This is a genomic window from Cupriavidus sp. PET2-C1 (assembly GCF_054515855.1).
Window position 1 is genome coordinate 652707 of record NZ_CM137260.1, and the last position, 15046, is coordinate 667752.

The window sequence follows — 15046 nt, forward strand, 5'->3', positions numbered from 1 at the left end:
TCTACAGATAAAGATCCAAGGGGAATACATGCAACACGAAGTGGTGATTGGCGCAGCACACTGGATCTACCTATTGGGCGTGGCGGTGATCGTCCTGACCATGATCCTGCGAGCCAATGTGGTCGTGCCGTCGATTCTGGGTACGTTTCTGGTGCTGTTCGCGCTGACCGGTAGCCCGGTCTCGGCGCTGGGAGGCATTTTTTCGGCAAGCCTGGTGGCGGCCAAGGAGTTGTTCAACATCTTCCTGGTCATCGCTTTCATGACGGCGCTGCTCAATTCGCTGAAGACGCTGCGCTCGGATATCCGCATGGTGGAGCCGTTCCGGGTGGTGATGAAGAACGGCCATTCCGCGTTCTTCATCCTGGCCGGCATTACCTACGTGATTTCGCTCTTCTTCTGGCCCACGCCGGCGGTGCCGCTGGTCTCGGCCATCTTGCTGCCGGCGGCGATCGCGGCCGGCCTGCCGCCGCTGGCGGGCGCCATGGCCATCGCGATTGCGGGGCAGGGCATGGCGCTTTCGTCCGACTATGTGATTGGCGTGGCGCCCGGGATCAGCGCCAAGGCAGCCGGCGCCGCGGTCAGCGCGGTGGTGGTCGCTGACCGCGCGCTGGTGCTGTCGATCATTACCGGCGCCATCGCGCTGACCCTGGCCTATCTGTCGATGCGCAAGCACATCGTGCCTGCCAGCGGCGCCTTGCTGACCCATTGGCAAGCGCGCGCGGGCGGCGCCGTGGAAAAGGCGGCCGAGCACGCCGGCACCTTCGACAAGGCCGAGATCGCGCGCGGCACCGAGCACGACGAGCCGCTCGCAACCGATGCCAATATCGAGCGCAGCCTGGCCATGGTGGCGCTGCGCCGCGTCAAGTGGTCCAAGTGCTTCGCGGTGGTGACGCCGCTGGCCTTCCTGGCGGTGGTGGCCGTGATGGTGCTGCCGAAGATGGGTTCGGGCCTGCCTGAGTTGAAGGGCGGCGATGCGGCCGCGCTGGTCGGCGGCGTTGCGGCGCTGCTGATGATGCTGGCCACGCTGGCGGCGGAAGGCCCGCGCAAGATGCTCGATGTGTGCCCCGAGCACATTACCGATGGCTTTGTCTTCGCCTTCAAGGCCATGGGCTCGGTGCTGCCAATCGCCGGCTTCTTCTTTGTCGGCGCCGGCGAGACCGCGGCGCAGATCCTGGGTGTCGGCGTCGACAAGGCGCCCAGCCTGCTGTTCGAACTGATCCAGGCTTACCAGCACATGATTCCGGATAACCATGTGCTGGTGGCGTTTGGCGTGCTGCTGGTGGGCATGATCACTGGCATCGACGGCTCGGGCTTTGCTGGCCTGCCGTTGACCGGCACGCTGGCCGGCGCGCTGGGCCCGGTGGTGGGCTTCGATTCCGCCACGCTGGCGGCAATCGGGCAGATGGGCGCGGTGTGGACGGGCGGCGGCACGCTGATCGCGTGGTCCTCCCTGATTGCGGTGGCCGGATTTGCCCGGGTGCCGGTGCTCGATGCGGTACGCGCCTTGCTGTTGCCGGTGCTGATCGGGCTGTGCGTATCCACCGTTTGCGCCATGTTCCTCTGGCGCTGAGCTCGTCGTATTGAGCCGCTAGGGCGAGGCCATCCGTGCCTCGCTTTTTTATTTCCGAAGCACGAATACCATCTTCACAAAAACAGTAGATAGTATACAATCTACATCAAGGTATCGGATGGCGCGGATGACGCCGCCCGGACCACGCTAAGCAGTCCCTCACAACCTTGAACTCTCGTTCCCCCAGGAGCCCCCGATGGCCGAACTGATGAACCGCGATGATTTCCGTGCCGCCCTTGAAAACGCCATCAAGGGCAAAAGCGCCAACAAAGCCCCCTTCAGCGTCGCCTGGGCCAGCGGCAAGCTCTCCCGCGACCACCTCGCCCGCTGGGCCGAGAACCACTATCACTACGTCGGCCCCTTCGCCGACTACCTCGCCTACATCTACGCCCGCACCCCCGACCGCTTCACCGAAGCCAAGGACTTCCTGCTGGCCAATATGTATGAAGAAGAAATCGGCGGCGACCGCCACACCGACCTGCTGATCCGCTTTGCCCAAGCCTGCGGCACCACCCGCGAGCGCGTGCTCGACCCCGACAACATGTCGCCCACCACCCGTGGCCTGCAAAGCTGGTGCTACGCGGTCGCCATGCGCGAAGACCCCATCGTGGCCGTCGCCGGCCTGGTCGTCGGACTGGAGTCGCAAGTGCCTTCGATCTACCGCAAGCAGACCCCCACCCTGCGCGACAAGTACAACTTCACCGACGAAGAAGTCGAGTTCTTCGACCTGCATATCGTCTCCGATGAAATCCACGGCGAACGCGGCTACCAGATCGTGCTGGAACACGCCAACACCCCCGAACTGCAGCAGCGTTGCCTCAAGATCTGCGAGATCGGCGCACAGATGCGCCTGCTCTACACCACCGCCCTCTATCACGACTACGTCGCACAGGAAATCCCCCTGCCGGAACTGGACATGGCCGCCTGAGCCTGCGCCCAGGGCGCAAACGCGGCATCGCATTGGCATTGACGGCCCCGCCCGGGGCCTGACCGGATGAAAGGCTTGGACATCATGGCAGTGGCAAAGACAGACGAATTCAACAACTACATCAACGGCGAATGGTCGAAGAGCGCCAGCGGGCGCACCTTCGACAACGTCAACCCGGCCGATACTGGCGATATCGTCGGCCGTTTCCAGGCCTCGACCGCGGCTGACGCGCAGGCCGCCGTGGCCGCCGCCGCGGCCGCGTTCGACGCCTGGAAGAAAACCCCCATCTCCAAGCGCGCCAAGATCCTCAACGGCGCCGCTGACTACCTGGAAGCCAACGCAGGCCAGATCGCCGAGGAACTGACCCGCGAAGAAGGCAAGGCGCTCAACCTGAGCAAGGATGAAGTGCTGCGCTCGGCGCAGACCATTCGCTTCTATGCCGTGGAAGGGCAGTCCTTCTCCGGCGAGACCTATCCCCAGGACGATCCCGACATGATCGTCTACAGCCAGCGCGAGCCGCTGGGCGTGGTGACCGTGATCTCGCCGTGGAACTTCCCGGTGTCGATCCCGGCGCGCAAGATTGCCCCGGCGCTGATCGCGGGCAACACCGTGGTGTTCAAGCCCTCGTCGGACGCACCGCTGAGCGGCTACCGGCTGGCGCAGGCGTTTGTCGAAGCCGGCATCCCCAAGGGCGTGCTCAACTTCATCACCGGCCGTGCCGGCGACGTGGGCGCGGCCATTACCGAAGCACCGGCGGTGCGTGCGATTTCCTTTACCGGCTCGACCGCCGCCGGCCAGCATATCCATCGCTCGGTGTCGCTGAGCACGCGCACGCAGATGGAACTCGGCGGCAAGAACCCGCTGATCGTGATGGAAGACGCCGACCTGGACCGCGCGGTGGACCTCACCATCAAGGGCGGCTTGTCGCTCAGCGGCCAGGCCTGCACCGGCACCAGCCGCGTGCTGGTGATGGCTTCGGTCAAGGCCGCCTATACGGAGAAATTGCTGGCCAAGGTCAAGACCCTGAAGATCGGCAGCGGCATGACGCCCGGCATGGACGTAGGCCCGCTCGCTACCCGCAAGCAGCTCGAAACGGTGCTCGGCTACGTGGAAGCCGGCAAGGCCGAAGCCACGCACCTGTGCGGCGGCGACCGCCTGGGTGGCGAGCCATACGACAAGGGCTTCTACGTCTCGCCGGCCGTCTTCACCGGCGTCACCCAGCAGATGCGCATTGCCCGCGAGGAAATCTTCGGGCCGGTGATCGCCATCATCGAGGTGAGCAGCTACGCCGACGCCATCGCCAAGGCCAACGACACCGAGTACGGCTTGTCGGCTGCCATCGTGACCAGCAACCCGCGCTATGCGCACGACTTCGCGCATGACATCCAGTCGGGCACGGTCAAGATCAACCGCACCACCACGGGCAACCTGATCAACGCACCGTTCGGCGGCCTCAAGCAATCCAGCACCTCCACCTTCCGCGAGTCGGGGCGGGCAGGGTTGGAGTTCTACACCCAGATCAAGACCGTTTATCGCGGCTGCTGAGCCGGCGCGCACGCGTCAATCGTCAGTCGTCAATCGCTAATCGTTAATCGGCATCAACGCGTCAACGCATCGAGCAGGAGCAGGACATGAGAAAGGCCATCAAGCTGGAACTGAAGGAAGCCCGTCACATGGTGGCGGCAGCCATCCGCAAGTCCGAGGAAATCGGCGTGCTGGAATCGATCTGCGTGGTCGACGACGGCGGCTACCCGCTGGCGCTGGAGCGCATGGACGGCGCGCGCATCACCGGCCCGCAGATCGCCTGGAACAAGGCCTTCACCGCCGCCGGCCACAAGCGCTCCACCCACCTGTTCAACCAGGCCCCCAACGGCCCCGCGCTGCCGGGCAATGAAGCCTTCGGCATCCAGTGGAGCTTCGAGGGCAAGTTTGCCGTCTTCGTAGGCGGTTTCCCGATCGTGGTCAATGGCGAAGTCATCGGCGGCATCGGCCTGAGCGGCGGCAACGGCGAGCAGGACACCGCCGCTGGCGTGGCAGCGCTGCAAGCCCTGCAGGAACTGCTGGCCGGCGACGACCTGAAGGTGCTGGTCGAAGCCGATATCAAGAAGTAAAGATCAAGAAGTAAATCCAGACCCCACGACAACCCGCAAACCGCATAAGTCACGCGATGCGAAGCGAGCCGTCAAGGTGTACCAGGCCGTATGGGGCGCTCTGGGGAAGTCGCCCCATCCGGCGCGCCTTCTTTGCCTACTTTCTTGGCAAGACAAGAAAGTAGGTCGCCGCCCCGCAGGGGAGGTGAAACTGCCTTTGACTTTAGGTTTTAGGTTTTAGGTTTTAGGTTTTAGGTTTTTAGGCCTTTTGTCCTACCGTCGATTCCCCACGCATTCCGAGTCAACCATGTCCTACCGCATTCACCTCATCGAATCCCAGCAGTCGTTTGACGTCGATGCCGACGAGTCGGTGCTGGATGGCGCCCTGCGCGCCAACGTGCAGATGGCACACGACTGCCGCTTCGGCGGCTGCGCCACGTGCCGCGTCAGGCTCGTCGAAGGCGCGGTGGCCTATGAGGAGTACCCCATGGGCCTGACCCCGGAAGACGAGGCCGAGGGTTTTGCGCTGGCGTGCCAGGCGCGGCCCACCAGCGACCTGGTGATCAGCACCGCGCGCGCGGGCGAGCCATGCGCCGAGCCCGCGCGGCACACCGCGGTGATCCGCAAGATCGCGCCGCTCAGCGCCGACGTGGTGCACCTGACGCTGGAGCTGCCGCAGGCGCAGGCGCTTGACTACCGTCCCGGCCAGTACCTCAAGATCTTTACCGGCGACGGCATCGCGCGCAGTTTCTCGATGGCGTCGGTTCCCAAGGACCGCACGGTGGACCTGCACGTGCGCCGCATTCCCGGCGGCTACTTCACCGAGCGCTTGCTGGCGGGATTGCGTTCCGACGACCGGCTCGACGTGGAACTGCCGCTGGGCGGCTTCTATTTCCGCAAGGACGACTATCGCCCGCTGGTGATGGTGGCCACGGGCACCGGGCTGGCGCCGATCAAGAGCATTCTCGAATCGCTGATGGACGATCCGGATTGCCCGCCGGTCTCGCTGTACTGGGGCATGCGCACCCAGGCGGACCTGTACCTGCACGAACAGATCCAGGCGTGGGGCGCGCGGCTCTACGATTTCCAGTACGTGCCGGTGCTATCGCGTGCCGACGGCGCATGGAGCGGCCGGCGCGGCCACGTGCAGCACGCCGTTGCCGCCGACCTGCCGGACCTGTCGGAGCACGCCATTTACCTGTGCGGCTCGCCCGACATGATCCGCGACGCCCGCGAGACCTTTCTCGGGCTGGGCGCCAGCGGCGCGCATATCTACGCCGACAGCTTCACATTCCAGCGCAGCTGAACCAGCGCGCGCGGGCCGGCCCAGGCTGGCCCGCGCGCCCACAAGACGAACATGTCCGACGACCACGGCAGTGTTCTACCCGCCCACCCGGCGGGCCATCCCGGCGACAGCCTCGGCTCGCGCCATTCGCCGCTGTTTTCGCAGGTGACCGATACCTTGCGCCAGCGCATCGTCGGCGGCGTGTACCGCCAGGGCGACCGCCTGGTGGAGCACACGCTGTCGGCCGAACTGGGCGTGTCGCGCGTGCCGGTGCGCGAGGCGCTGCGCGCCCTGGCGGCCGAGGGGCTGGTTCGCATCGAGCCGCGCCGGGGCGCATCGGTCGCGTGCCTGTCGGAGCATGTGGCCCGGGAGATGGTGGAGGTGCGTGCCACGCTGGAAGGCCTGAACGCCAAGCTGGCCGCGCAACGGCGTGATCCCCGGCTGGTCGCCGAACTGCAGGAGGTCCTGCGCCAGGGCAGCGCGGCTGCATGCGGCGGCGAGGATGCGCGCCTGCTCACGCTCAATTTCCGTTTTCATGAAGTGCTGGGCAACATCGCCGCCAACAGCGTGCTGCAGGAGATGATGCGCTCCCTGCGCGAGCGTACCGGGCTGGTGTTTGCGCCCGCGCACCGGCAGCGGGCGCAGCAGAACTGGGACGAGCACGCGCAGATCCTGCGGGCGGTGATTGCCGGCGACGCCGACCTCGCGTCACTGCTTGCCACGCGCCATGTGTACAGCGCGGCAGAGGCGGCCACGCCTGTTGGTCCGGAAGCCTAGGCTCCTAGCCCCTTAGCCCCCAGGTCCTTGGTGGCGCAGCGCCACGGCAATGGCATGGTCCAGGTGTTCGATGCCGAAGGTCACGTCCTGTATCGTCCCATTGACGAAGAATGCCGGCGTGCTGCGCACATGGCTGGCGACGCCGCCCTGCTGGTGCTCGCGCACGCGCTGCAGGTAGGTGTGGGCCTTCATGTCGTAGTCATAACGCTCCAGGTCCAGTTCCAGCGTAGCAGCGTATTCCCGCAGCATCGCCGGCTTGATGCCGTGATGTTGCTCGAAGATCTGCTGGTGCATCGGCCAGAACTTGTGCTGGGCCGCCGCGGCCTCGGCAGCCTCTGCGGCGGCTTGGGCCAGCGGGTGCCAGGCCGTCAGCGGGAAATGGCGGTACACAAAGCGCACGCGGTCGTGGTAGCGGGCAAGCAGGATCTTCACGCCGCCGTAGGCCAGGCGGCAATACTGGCATTCGAAGTCGCCATATTCGACCACGGTGACGTGGGCCGAGGCAGGCCCCAGTGCATGGTCGGTCTTTTCAATGGGTGTCGACAGCATGACATTCTCCTTGCAGGATTGGCGCATGGGGGGGGCTTGCACGCGCGCTGGGCGCCGGGCGCCCTTCAAGGAATGAACAGCTTGTCGATATAGCACCAGCGCCAGGTTTCGCCCGGCTCGAACGACTGGATCACCGGATGTTCCGTGGCCAGGAAATGCCGCCTGGCGTGCTGGTTGGGCGAGTCGTCGCAGCAGCCGACATGGCCGCAGCACAGGCACAAGCGCAGGTGCACCCATTCGTCGCCGCTGCGCAGGCATTCCTCGCAGCCTTCTGCGCTGGGTGTGACGGGATGGCTCAATGCAAGGTGCGCACACGCCGTTGTCATTGCGGTACTCCATCGTTGGCTCCGGCAGGGCGGGCCCGTGCCGCGCGCGGATGAGCCAGGGTCTTTTATTGTAGGCGGCGAAGATGCGAAGGAAAGCGCGGGCAGTCACCGCGCGGCGCGCTTGCGTCGCCTAGACTCAACGGATGGCCTGTTCCGGCCTGAAGTCCCGATTTCGTACTTCGCATTTCGTCATTTCGTTGTTTCGTATTTGGCATTGCACTCAGGAGGATGTCATGACCTGCAAGATCCAGGTGGTCTTCTACAGCATGTACGGGCACGTCTACAAAATGGCCGAGGCCGTGGCGGCGGGCGCGCGCGAAGTCGATGGCGCCGAGGTGACGCTGCTCCAGGTGCCGGAACTGGTGCCCGACGCCGTGCTGGAAAAGAGTGGCGCCAAGGCCGCTCGGGCAGCTTTCGCCCATGTGCCGGTGGCGGAGCCGGAGAAACTGGCCGACGCCGATGCCATCCTGTTCGGCACCCCCACGCGGTTCGGCAATATGTGCGCGCAGATGCGCAATTTTCTCGACCAGACCGGCGGGCTATGGATGAGCGGCGGGCTGGTGGGCAAGGTCGGCAGTGTCTTTACCAGCACCGCCACCCAGCACGGTGGCCAGGAGACCACGATTACCAGCTTCCACACCACGCTGCTGCACCAGGGCATGGTGATTGTCGGTGTGCCCTACGCTGAAGCGCGGCTGCTGGACATGAGCCAGATCACGGGGGGCACACCTTATGGCGCCTCCACCCTGACGGCCGCCGACGGCTCGCGCCAGCCCAGCGAGAACGAACTGGCGATCGCAAAGTATCAGGGCCGGCACGTGGCCGGCATTGCCGCCAGGCTCGCGGCGCGTTAGCCGGGAGGCTGGATGGCTGGCGGGGTCAGGTTCAGGCCGCTCGCTCGTTCTCCACCTCGGCCAGCACCGCGTCCAGGGTGTCGGCCAGCAGGTCGGCGTGCGCTTCGGTGAACACCATCGGCGGGCGGATCTTCAGGATGTTGGCCGCTTCGCCGGTGGCGCCAACCAGCACGTGGCGCCGCCGCAGGCCGTTGACGATGCGCGCCGTCTGCGCGGTTGCGGGCCGCGCGGCATCGCCGTCTTCGACAAACTCCACCGCGACGAACAGCCCGGCCCCGCGGATATCGCCGATCAGTGCATGGCGCGCCGCCACGCCAGCCAGCCGCTCGCGCAGGTACGTGCCCACGCGCCGCACCTGCGCCATGAGCTGCGTCTGCTCGATGACGTCAAGCACCGCCATGCCGGCGGCAACCGAGACCGGGTTGCCGCCGAAGGTATTGAAGTAACGGCACTCGCGCCCAAACGCCTCCAGCACTTCGGGGCGCACGGCCAGCCCGGCCAGCGGATGGCCGTTGCCCATCGGCTTGCCCATGGTGACGATGTCCGGCACCACGCCATGCCGCTGGAATCCCCAGAAGGCCTCGCCGGTGCGCCCCAGGCCGGGCTGCACCTCGTCGGCGATGAACACGCCGCCGGCCGCGCGGATGGCGGCGGCCGCGTCTTTCAGGAAGCCGGGCGGATCGGTGAAGATGCCGTCGCTGGAGAACACGGTGTCGACCAGCAGCGCGGCGGGGCGGATACCATGCGCGCGCAGGTCCTCGATGGCGTGGCGCACGCCGTCGGCAAAGGCGGCACCGAGTTGCGCCGGCGCAACGCGGTAGCTGTCCGGCGCCGGCACGGTACGCACATTGTCGCCAAGCTTCACGTAGCGCCCGAGCGAGGGCGATGCCTCGGCAATGGACGCGGTCACGCCGTGATAGGCAAAGCGCGTGATGATCAGCCCTTGCGCGCCGGTGTGGGCGCGCGCGATGCGCATCGCCAGGTCGTTGGCCTCGCTGCCGGTGCAGGTGAGCATGGCATGGCCCAGCGCGTCCGGCATGGTGGCCAGCAGGCGCTGCGCGTAATCCAGGATGCCCTCGTGCAGGTAGCGTGTGTGCGTGTTCAGCTGCGCCGCCTGGCGGGCAATGGCTTGCACCACCTGTGGATGGCAATGGCCGACCGATGCCACATTGTTATACGCATCGAGGTAGCGCTCGCCGTTGGCGTCGTAAAGCCAGACACCATCGCCGCGCACGATGTGCAGCGGCTCCTCGTAGAACAGGCGGTACGCCGGCCCAAGCACGCGGGCGCGCCGCTCGGTCAATGCTGCAACGCTAGGGGTGGCTGCTGCCGTGGTCATCGGATTCCTTGGTGTCGTGGTCACGCCAGCCCGCAGGCGCGGCGCAGGACGGAGCGTGCTTGTTCAGTGGGGATCGCGTCGCAGGCCGCCAGCCGGTCCCAGGAGACTGCGTTGTTGCGCAGCAGGTAGGGGGCGTTTTCCGGATGCCGCGCGGCGCGCCAGCCGCTGATGGCGACCACCATCACCAGCCGGGCCTGCACCAGGTCGAAGAGCACGTCGACCTCATCCGCTTGCAGCGGCAGCACCGCGTGATACGCGGCGGCAAAGTCCGCCAGCGTGGCCATCGTGTCGCCGGCGGGGTCAACCTGATAGGCGGCGGCAACGGCCAGGTCGTCGATCAGCGGCGCATGGACCATGTCGCCAAAATCCAGCACGCCCGCAATGCGCTCGTGGTCTTGCGGGTCGACCAGCACGTTATAGATATTGAAGTCGTTGTGGATCGGCTGGGCCCGCAGGTGCGCCAGCCGGGGCTGCACGTTGGCGGCAAAGCGATCCAGCGCGCGGTTTGCCAGAGCGCGGCGCGCCGCGTCCGGGACACTGTCGAGCAGCCCGCGCACGCGGTCGGCGCGCTGGATGTCCCACGGCAGCTCCAGTTCGCCAGCGGGATGGCGGAAGTCGCGCAGCGCCAGGTCGAGCCGGGCCAGCGTGCGCGCCAGCTCACGTGCCTGCGCTTGCGAGCGCTGCGCCTTGGGCAGCGGCTCGCCAGGCAGGTAGCTGAACAGGCGCACCACGCGCGCTTGGCCACCGGGTGGCTGGATGATCAGCGATGGCTGGCCCGCCAGGGTTGGCACGATGCGCTGCACGGGCAGGGCGGGGTCGGCTGCGGCGATGTGCAGCAGCGCCTGGGTCTGGAAGTCCGCCACCAGCGGCAGCTCGGCGGGATGCGAGACCTTGAGCATGTAGCTTGCCGCGGGCGTTTCCAGCAGGAAGTTCCGGTCGCGCTCGCCGGTCAGCGGGGAGAGCCGGCCCGCCAGCCCGTAGTGCTGCGTGAGCAGCGCCATCGCCCACGTCACAGGGACTTCGGCCGAGCCTTCGCTGAGCACATCGGCGGCAGCCAGCGCCGCGCTTGCCGGCCCGTTCATGCCGCGCTCGCGAAGCCGCGCAGCGCGCTGGACAGGTTGGGCCCGAGGTCGTCGGAGAGATACCCGCCTTCCTGCACCAGCACCGTCGGCAAGCCCAGCCGTGCGATTTCCGCGGTGATCAGCGCGAAACCGGGCGTGGTGACGGCCAGTGCCTGGTACGGGTCGCGCTCGTGCGCGTCCAGCCCTAGCGCCACCACCAGCGCCCCGGGCGCGAAGGCGCGGATGCTCTGGCACACGTCGCGCAGCGCCGCCAGGTAGGCCTCGTCGCCGGTGCCGCGCGCCAGCGGTCGGTTGATGTTGTAGCCGAGGCCTTCCGCCTCGCCGCGCTCATGCGCGTGTCCGGTGAAAAAGGGCGTGAACAGCATCGGGTCGCCATGCAGCGACACAGTCAGCACATCGTTGCGCCGGTAGAAGATGCCCTGGGTGCCGTTGCCGTGGTGCATGTCGATGTCGAGGATGGCGACGCGCTCATGGTGGCGGCGCAGGTGCTGCGCGGCAATGGCGGTGTTGTTCAGGTAGCAAAAGCCGTTGGCGCGGTCCGCATAAGCATGGTGGCCCGGCGGGCGGCACAGCGCATAGGCGGCGCGTTCGCCGTCTGCGACCAGCTGCGCGGCGTGGGTGGCCACGTCGGCAGAGCCGACTGCCGCGCGCCAGGTGCTGGGCCCGATGGAGCAGGCGGCGTCGCCCATGTGGAAGCCCGCCTGGCCGACCACGCTGTCGGGATAGGTGCAGGGCTGCCCGGGGAAGGGGTGGATGTTGGGCAAGACCTCTTCGGAGGCGTCGGGCAGCAGTTGCCAGCGGTCGTACGCGGTTTCCAGGAAGCGCAGGTATTCCGGCGTGTGGATCGCGGCACGCGGGCCGGGGCCGTGATCGGCGGGGGCGATCACGTCGTGGCCATCGGCGCGCACCGCCGCCAAGAGGCGCAGGGCGCGCTCGGGCTGCTCGTTGCTGCGCTTCATCTTGCCGCGCACCATGAACGCGTGCGGGTCGTGGTCGAGATGCAGATCGCTGTAGACGACTTTCATAGGACGGACTCCATCGGGGGCGCCTCGGCGGCGCCTTGTTTTTGCATGAACACCGCCCGGACATGGACCCAGGCGTCATCGATATGGAAGCGCACCGCGGCTTGCGCGGCGGCTTCGTCGCGCCGCGCAATCGCCTCGGCGATGGGGCGATGGGTCTCGGCCACGGCCTTGGGGTCGTGGTACACGCTGTCGATCAGCGCCACGATCATGCGGATTTCCGTTTGCATCATGGAGAACATGCGATGCAGGTAGGCATTGCCGGACAGCTCGCAGATGGCCGTGTGGAACGCCAGGTCGCGCGCCACCCGCTCGATCTGCGGCAGCGATTCGGCCTCCTGCACCATGCGGTCGACCATGGCCACGAGCTGCTTCAGCCCGGCCTCCGGCGCCTGCTTGCAGGCGAGCGATGCGGCCATCAGCTCCAGGTTCAGCCGTACCTGGAACAGGTCGTCGATCTCGCGCACCGTCACCGTGCGCACCGCAAAGCCATGGCGCGGGCGCGAGACCAGCACGCCTTGGCGCTCCAGCCGCCGCGCCGCCTCGCGCACCGGCGCGCGGCTGACATTCATGCGGCGGGCGATGTCGGCCTCGACGATGCGGCTGCCGGGCCGGAGCCGGCCTTCGACGATGGCCTGGGTGAGTTGCGCCTCCACCGCCGCCACCAGGTCTGAGACTTCGATGGAGGCAAAGGGCGAGGATTCGTCGAATGTGGAATCAGACATGGGCTTAGTCCTTGGGTCGGGCTACGACCGGCTTTACCAGCGGCGCGGGCGGCACCGGCGGCGCCTGCCGCCCACGCAATGCGAGGTAGCCGCCCGACAGCATGATCAGCACGATGCCCGCCAGCGCGATGCCATCGGGCGGGCGCTGGAAGACAAAGGTACTGATCAGCACGGCGAGCAGCAGTTGAAAGTAATTGAGCGGCGCGAGCGTGGAGGCGGCAACGCGCCGGAAGGCGGCCAGCAGCAGCAACTGGGCCAGGCCGCTGCAGGCGCCACCGGCCATCATCAGCAAGATGTCGGGTGCGGACGGCATGACCTCAGGCAGCGTTGCCAGCGCCGGCACGCCGGTCACCACCAGGCAGATCAGCGCGGTCCAGGCATAGAGCACCGGCCCGGCGACCACGCCGGCCAGCCTCCGCGTCAGCAGCTGGAAGGCCGCGTAGCACACGGCCGAGACGATCATCAGCACCGTGCCGGCCAAGGGCAGGTCGCCGCCGGGCCGCACGATCAGCAGCATGCCGCCAAAGCCGGCCAGCACCGCCGCCCACTGCGCGCGCCCCACCCGCTCGCCCAGCACCGCCGGCGACAGCGCCACCATGATCAGCGGCGCGGTGAAGTAGATCGCCGTTGCCTCGGCCAGCGGCATGTGCACCAGCGCAGCCATGAAGCAGCTTGCCACGATGCCAAGCGCCAGCCCGCGCGCCAGCAGCAGCCACTTGCAGGACGTGCGCCACAGCGTCAGGCCGCCTTCGCGCAGCAGCCACACCAGCGCGATGACGCTCACCGACACATAGCGGGTGAGGTTCATCATGGGTGCCGAGTGGTCGCGCAGCATCCATTTGCAGAAGGCGTCGTAGCTGGCAAAGGCCACCAGCGCGCAGAAAAACAGCAGGATGCCGTCGCGGCGCGCACTCGCCGTGGTGAGCCGTAGCGAAGGATTGGCCGGGCCGGTCATCAGGCGGCAGCCTTGTTGCCGCCATGGCTGCTGGGCGGGAACTCACGCTCCAGCGCCACCATGGCGCGCTCGAACCGCGTGAACAGCTCGTCGATCTGCGCCTCGGTGATGATCAGCGGCGGGCAGAACGCAATGGTGTCGCCCATGGCGCGCACGATCAGGCCGTGCTCCTGGGCCAGCTGGGCCAGGCGCGGGCCAGCCTTCAGGGCCGGGTCGAAGGCGCGCCGCGCCGCCGGATCCGCCGCCAGCTCGACCGCGCCCAGCAGGCCAACCCCGCGCACCTCGCCCACCAGCGCTCGCCCGGCATAGGCCCGCAGCGCTTGCTGGAAGCGGGGCGTGATAGCGTTCACATGATCGAGGATGTGGTCATCCTCGTAGACGCGCAGCGTCTCCAGTGCCACCGCCGTGGTGACCGGATGGCCCGAGTAGGTGAAGCCATGGCCGAAGGTGCCGATCTTGCCGCTGTTGGCGGCAATGGCCGCATGCACCTTCTCCGACACCATCACCGCCGAGATCGGCATGTAGCCGGAGGACAGCGCCTTGGCGCAGGTGAGGATGTCGGGCTGCATGCCGTAGGTGGTGGAGCCGAACATCGCGCCAGTCCGGCCAAAGCCGCAGATCACCTCGTCGGCGATCAGCAGGATGTCATGGCGGCGCAGCACGGCCTGGATCTCGGCAAAGTAGGTGGCTGGCGGCACGATCACGCCGCCCGCGCCCATCACCGGCTCGGCGATGAAGGCGCCGATGGTGTCCGGGTCCTCCGCCTGGATCAGCGCTTCGAGCTCCTGCGCCAGGCGGCTGGCGAACGCCGCCTCGCTCTCGCCCGGCGCGCCGTAGAGGTAGTGGTGCGGGCAGCCGGCGCGCAGGATGCGGTCGATGGGCAGGTCGAAATCGCGGTGGTTGGCCTGCAGGCCGCTCAGGCTCGCCGCCGCCACGGTGACGCCGTGATAGGCGTTGGTGCGCGCGATGATCTTCTTCTTGTCCGGCTTGCCGATGGCGTTGTGGTAGTACCAGACCAGCTTCACGGCGGTGTCGTTGGCCTCCGAGCCGGAGTTGGCGAAGAACACCTTGGACATCGGCACCGGCGCCATCGCGACCAGCTTCTCGGCCAGCATGATCGCGGCCGGGTTGGAGCGATGGTTGAACGTGTGATAGTAGGGCAGCGTGCGCATGGCCTCCACGCCGGCCTCGATCACACGCGCATGGCTGAACCCGAGCGAGCTGCACCACAGGCCGGACATCCCCTCCAGGTAGCGCTTGCCCTGGTCGTCCTCCACATAGATGCCGTCGCCTTTGGTGATGACGAGCGGCCCGACGCCGGGGTGGGCGGCCAGGTTGGTAAAGGGGTGCAGGTGGGCCGCGATATCGTCTGCGGCAAGCGCGGCGTGGGAGGGCAAGGCGACGGTCATGTCAGTGACGTCCTGTTGTTGGTATCGGGTGGTGGGGCAGGCAAAAAGAAGCAGTGCTTCATCGGACTTCCATATCACTTGGTCGCCCCGCCGGTTTGCTCCCCTCTCCCACAAAGTGGGAGAGGGGTTGGGGGA

At 67.1% G+C, this 15046-nt stretch carries 15 protein-coding genes; 7 read left to right on the plus strand and 8 right to left on the minus strand.

The annotated features are described in order from the left end of the window. Positions 1–28 precede the first annotated feature (28 nt). The 6 genes from ACX12D_RS22930 to ACX12D_RS22955 all read left to right on the plus strand — a co-directional run bounded on the left by ACX12D_RS22930 (position 29) and on the right by ACX12D_RS22955 (position 6650). Positions 29–1570, plus strand: coding sequence for a hypothetical protein (locus ACX12D_RS22930; protein WP_459375769.1), 1542 nt, complete (start codon positions 29–31; stop codon positions 1568–1570). A gap of 196 nt (positions 1571–1766) precedes the next feature. After that, positions 1767–2498, plus strand: coding sequence for a TenA family transcriptional regulator (locus tag ACX12D_RS22935; protein WP_183032674.1), 732 nt, complete (start codon positions 1767–1769; stop codon positions 2496–2498). An 84-nt stretch (positions 2499–2582) separates the two neighbouring features. Then, positions 2583–4043 (plus strand): aldehyde dehydrogenase family protein, encoded by a 1461-nt coding sequence (locus ACX12D_RS22940; RefSeq protein ID WP_459375770.1) that lies wholly within the window; start codon positions 2583–2585, stop codon positions 4041–4043. Positions 4044–4129: 86 nt separating this feature from the next. Continuing rightward, positions 4130–4609, plus strand: a complete 480-nt coding sequence (locus ACX12D_RS22945) for a GlcG/HbpS family heme-binding protein (protein WP_459375771.1) — start codon at positions 4130–4132, stop codon at positions 4607–4609. 286 nt (positions 4610–4895) lie between these two features. Next, on the plus strand, positions 4896–5894 hold the full coding sequence (locus ACX12D_RS22950; RefSeq protein WP_459375772.1) for a 2Fe-2S iron-sulfur cluster-binding protein: 999 nt from the start codon (positions 4896–4898) through the stop codon (positions 5892–5894). A gap of 51 nt (positions 5895–5945) precedes the next feature. Next, the gene (locus ACX12D_RS22955) at positions 5946–6650 is read left to right on the plus strand and encodes a GntR family transcriptional regulator (protein ID WP_459375774.1); all 705 of its coding nucleotides are present in this window, start codon (positions 5946–5948) and stop codon (positions 6648–6650) included. A gap of 12 nt (positions 6651–6662) precedes the next feature. Here the strand turns inward: ACX12D_RS22955 and ACX12D_RS22960 are convergent, their stop codons facing one another. Continuing rightward, positions 6663–7199 (minus strand): DsbA family protein, encoded by a 537-nt coding sequence (locus tag ACX12D_RS22960; protein WP_459375775.1) that lies wholly within the window; start codon positions 7197–7199, stop codon positions 6663–6665. Positions 7200–7264: 65 nt separating this feature from the next. Beyond that, a complete protein-coding gene (locus ACX12D_RS22965; protein ID WP_459375776.1) occupies positions 7265–7525 on the minus strand; it encodes a UBP-type zinc finger domain-containing protein in 261 nt (86 codons plus the stop codon). Between the two features lie 233 nt (positions 7526–7758). Between ACX12D_RS22965 and wrbA the strand changes: the two genes are divergently transcribed. Then, on the plus strand, positions 7759–8379 hold the full coding sequence (gene wrbA, locus ACX12D_RS22970) for an NAD(P)H:quinone oxidoreductase (protein ID WP_459375777.1): 621 nt from the start codon (positions 7759–7761) through the stop codon (positions 8377–8379). Between the two features lie 31 nt (positions 8380–8410). On the opposite strand, the gene ACX12D_RS22975 is transcribed toward wrbA, so the two are convergent. Genes ACX12D_RS22975 through ACX12D_RS23000 form a run of 6 tightly spaced genes read right to left on the minus strand, consistent with a single transcriptional unit; the run spans position 8411 to position 14911 of the window. Further along, the gene (locus tag ACX12D_RS22975; protein ID WP_459375778.1) at positions 8411–9718 is read right to left on the minus strand and encodes an aspartate aminotransferase family protein; all 1308 of its coding nucleotides are present in this window, start codon (positions 9716–9718) and stop codon (positions 8411–8413) included. 20 nt (positions 9719–9738) lie between these two features. Beyond that, positions 9739–10800 (minus strand): phosphotransferase, encoded by a 1062-nt coding sequence (locus ACX12D_RS22980; protein WP_459375779.1) that lies wholly within the window; start codon positions 10798–10800, stop codon positions 9739–9741. Then, a complete protein-coding gene (locus ACX12D_RS22985) occupies positions 10797–11825 on the minus strand; it encodes a histone deacetylase family protein (protein ID WP_459375780.1) in 1029 nt (342 codons plus the stop codon). Before ACX12D_RS22985 ends, ACX12D_RS22980 begins: the two co-directional genes overlap by 4 nt. Next, complete coding sequence (locus ACX12D_RS22990) at positions 11822–12547, minus strand: GntR family transcriptional regulator (RefSeq protein WP_459375781.1); 726 nt, start codon at positions 12545–12547, stop codon at positions 11822–11824. Before ACX12D_RS22990 ends, ACX12D_RS22985 begins: the two co-directional genes overlap by 4 nt. 4 nt (positions 12548–12551) lie before the next feature. Further along, positions 12552–13502 carry a DMT family transporter gene (locus tag ACX12D_RS22995; RefSeq protein ID WP_459375782.1) on the minus strand — a complete coding sequence of 317 codons (951 nt, stop codon included), beginning with the start codon at positions 13500–13502 and terminating at the stop codon, positions 12552–12554. Continuing rightward, positions 13502–14911 carry an aspartate aminotransferase family protein gene (locus ACX12D_RS23000; protein WP_459375783.1) on the minus strand — a complete coding sequence of 470 codons (1410 nt, stop codon included), beginning with the start codon at positions 14909–14911 and terminating at the stop codon, positions 13502–13504. Before ACX12D_RS23000 ends, ACX12D_RS22995 begins: the two co-directional genes overlap by 1 nt. Positions 14912–15046: the final 135 nt, after the last annotated feature.

Excerpts from the sequence above, each read along its gene's own strand:
- ACX12D_RS22930 (WP_459375769.1), top strand. The coding sequence starts at position 29 with ATGCAACACGAAGTGGTGATTGGCGCAGCACACTGGATCTACCTATTG.
- ACX12D_RS22935 (WP_183032674.1), top strand. The coding sequence starts at position 1,767 with ATGGCCGAACTGATGAACCGCGATGATTTCCGTGCCGCCCTTGAAAAC.
- ACX12D_RS22940 (WP_459375770.1), top strand. The coding sequence starts at position 2,583 with ATGGCAGTGGCAAAGACAGACGAATTCAACAACTACATCAACGGCGAA.
- ACX12D_RS22945 (WP_459375771.1), top strand. The coding sequence starts at position 4,130 with ATGAGAAAGGCCATCAAGCTGGAACTGAAGGAAGCCCGTCACATGGTG.
- ACX12D_RS22950 (WP_459375772.1), top strand. The coding sequence starts at position 4,896 with ATGTCCTACCGCATTCACCTCATCGAATCCCAGCAGTCGTTTGACGTC.
- ACX12D_RS22955 (WP_459375774.1), top strand. The coding sequence starts at position 5,946 with ATGTCCGACGACCACGGCAGTGTTCTACCCGCCCACCCGGCGGGCCAT.
- ACX12D_RS22960 (WP_459375775.1), bottom strand. The coding sequence starts at position 7,199 with ATGCTGTCGACACCCATTGAAAAGACCGACCATGCACTGGGGCCTGCC.
- ACX12D_RS22965 (WP_459375776.1), bottom strand. The coding sequence starts at position 7,525 with ATGACAACGGCGTGTGCGCACCTTGCATTGAGCCATCCCGTCACACCC.
- wrbA (WP_459375777.1), top strand. The coding sequence starts at position 7,759 with ATGACCTGCAAGATCCAGGTGGTCTTCTACAGCATGTACGGGCACGTC.
- ACX12D_RS22975 (WP_459375778.1), bottom strand. The coding sequence starts at position 9,718 with ATGACCACGGCAGCAGCCACCCCTAGCGTTGCAGCATTGACCGAGCGG.
- ACX12D_RS22980 (WP_459375779.1), bottom strand. The coding sequence starts at position 10,800 with ATGAACGGGCCGGCAAGCGCGGCGCTGGCTGCCGCCGATGTGCTCAGC.
- ACX12D_RS22985 (WP_459375780.1), bottom strand. The coding sequence starts at position 11,825 with ATGAAAGTCGTCTACAGCGATCTGCATCTCGACCACGACCCGCACGCG.
- ACX12D_RS22990 (WP_459375781.1), bottom strand. The coding sequence starts at position 12,547 with ATGTCTGATTCCACATTCGACGAATCCTCGCCCTTTGCCTCCATCGAA.
- ACX12D_RS22995 (WP_459375782.1), bottom strand. The coding sequence starts at position 13,502 with ATGACCGGCCCGGCCAATCCTTCGCTACGGCTCACCACGGCGAGTGCG.
- ACX12D_RS23000 (WP_459375783.1), bottom strand. The coding sequence starts at position 14,911 with ATGACCGTCGCCTTGCCCTCCCACGCCGCGCTTGCCGCAGACGATATC.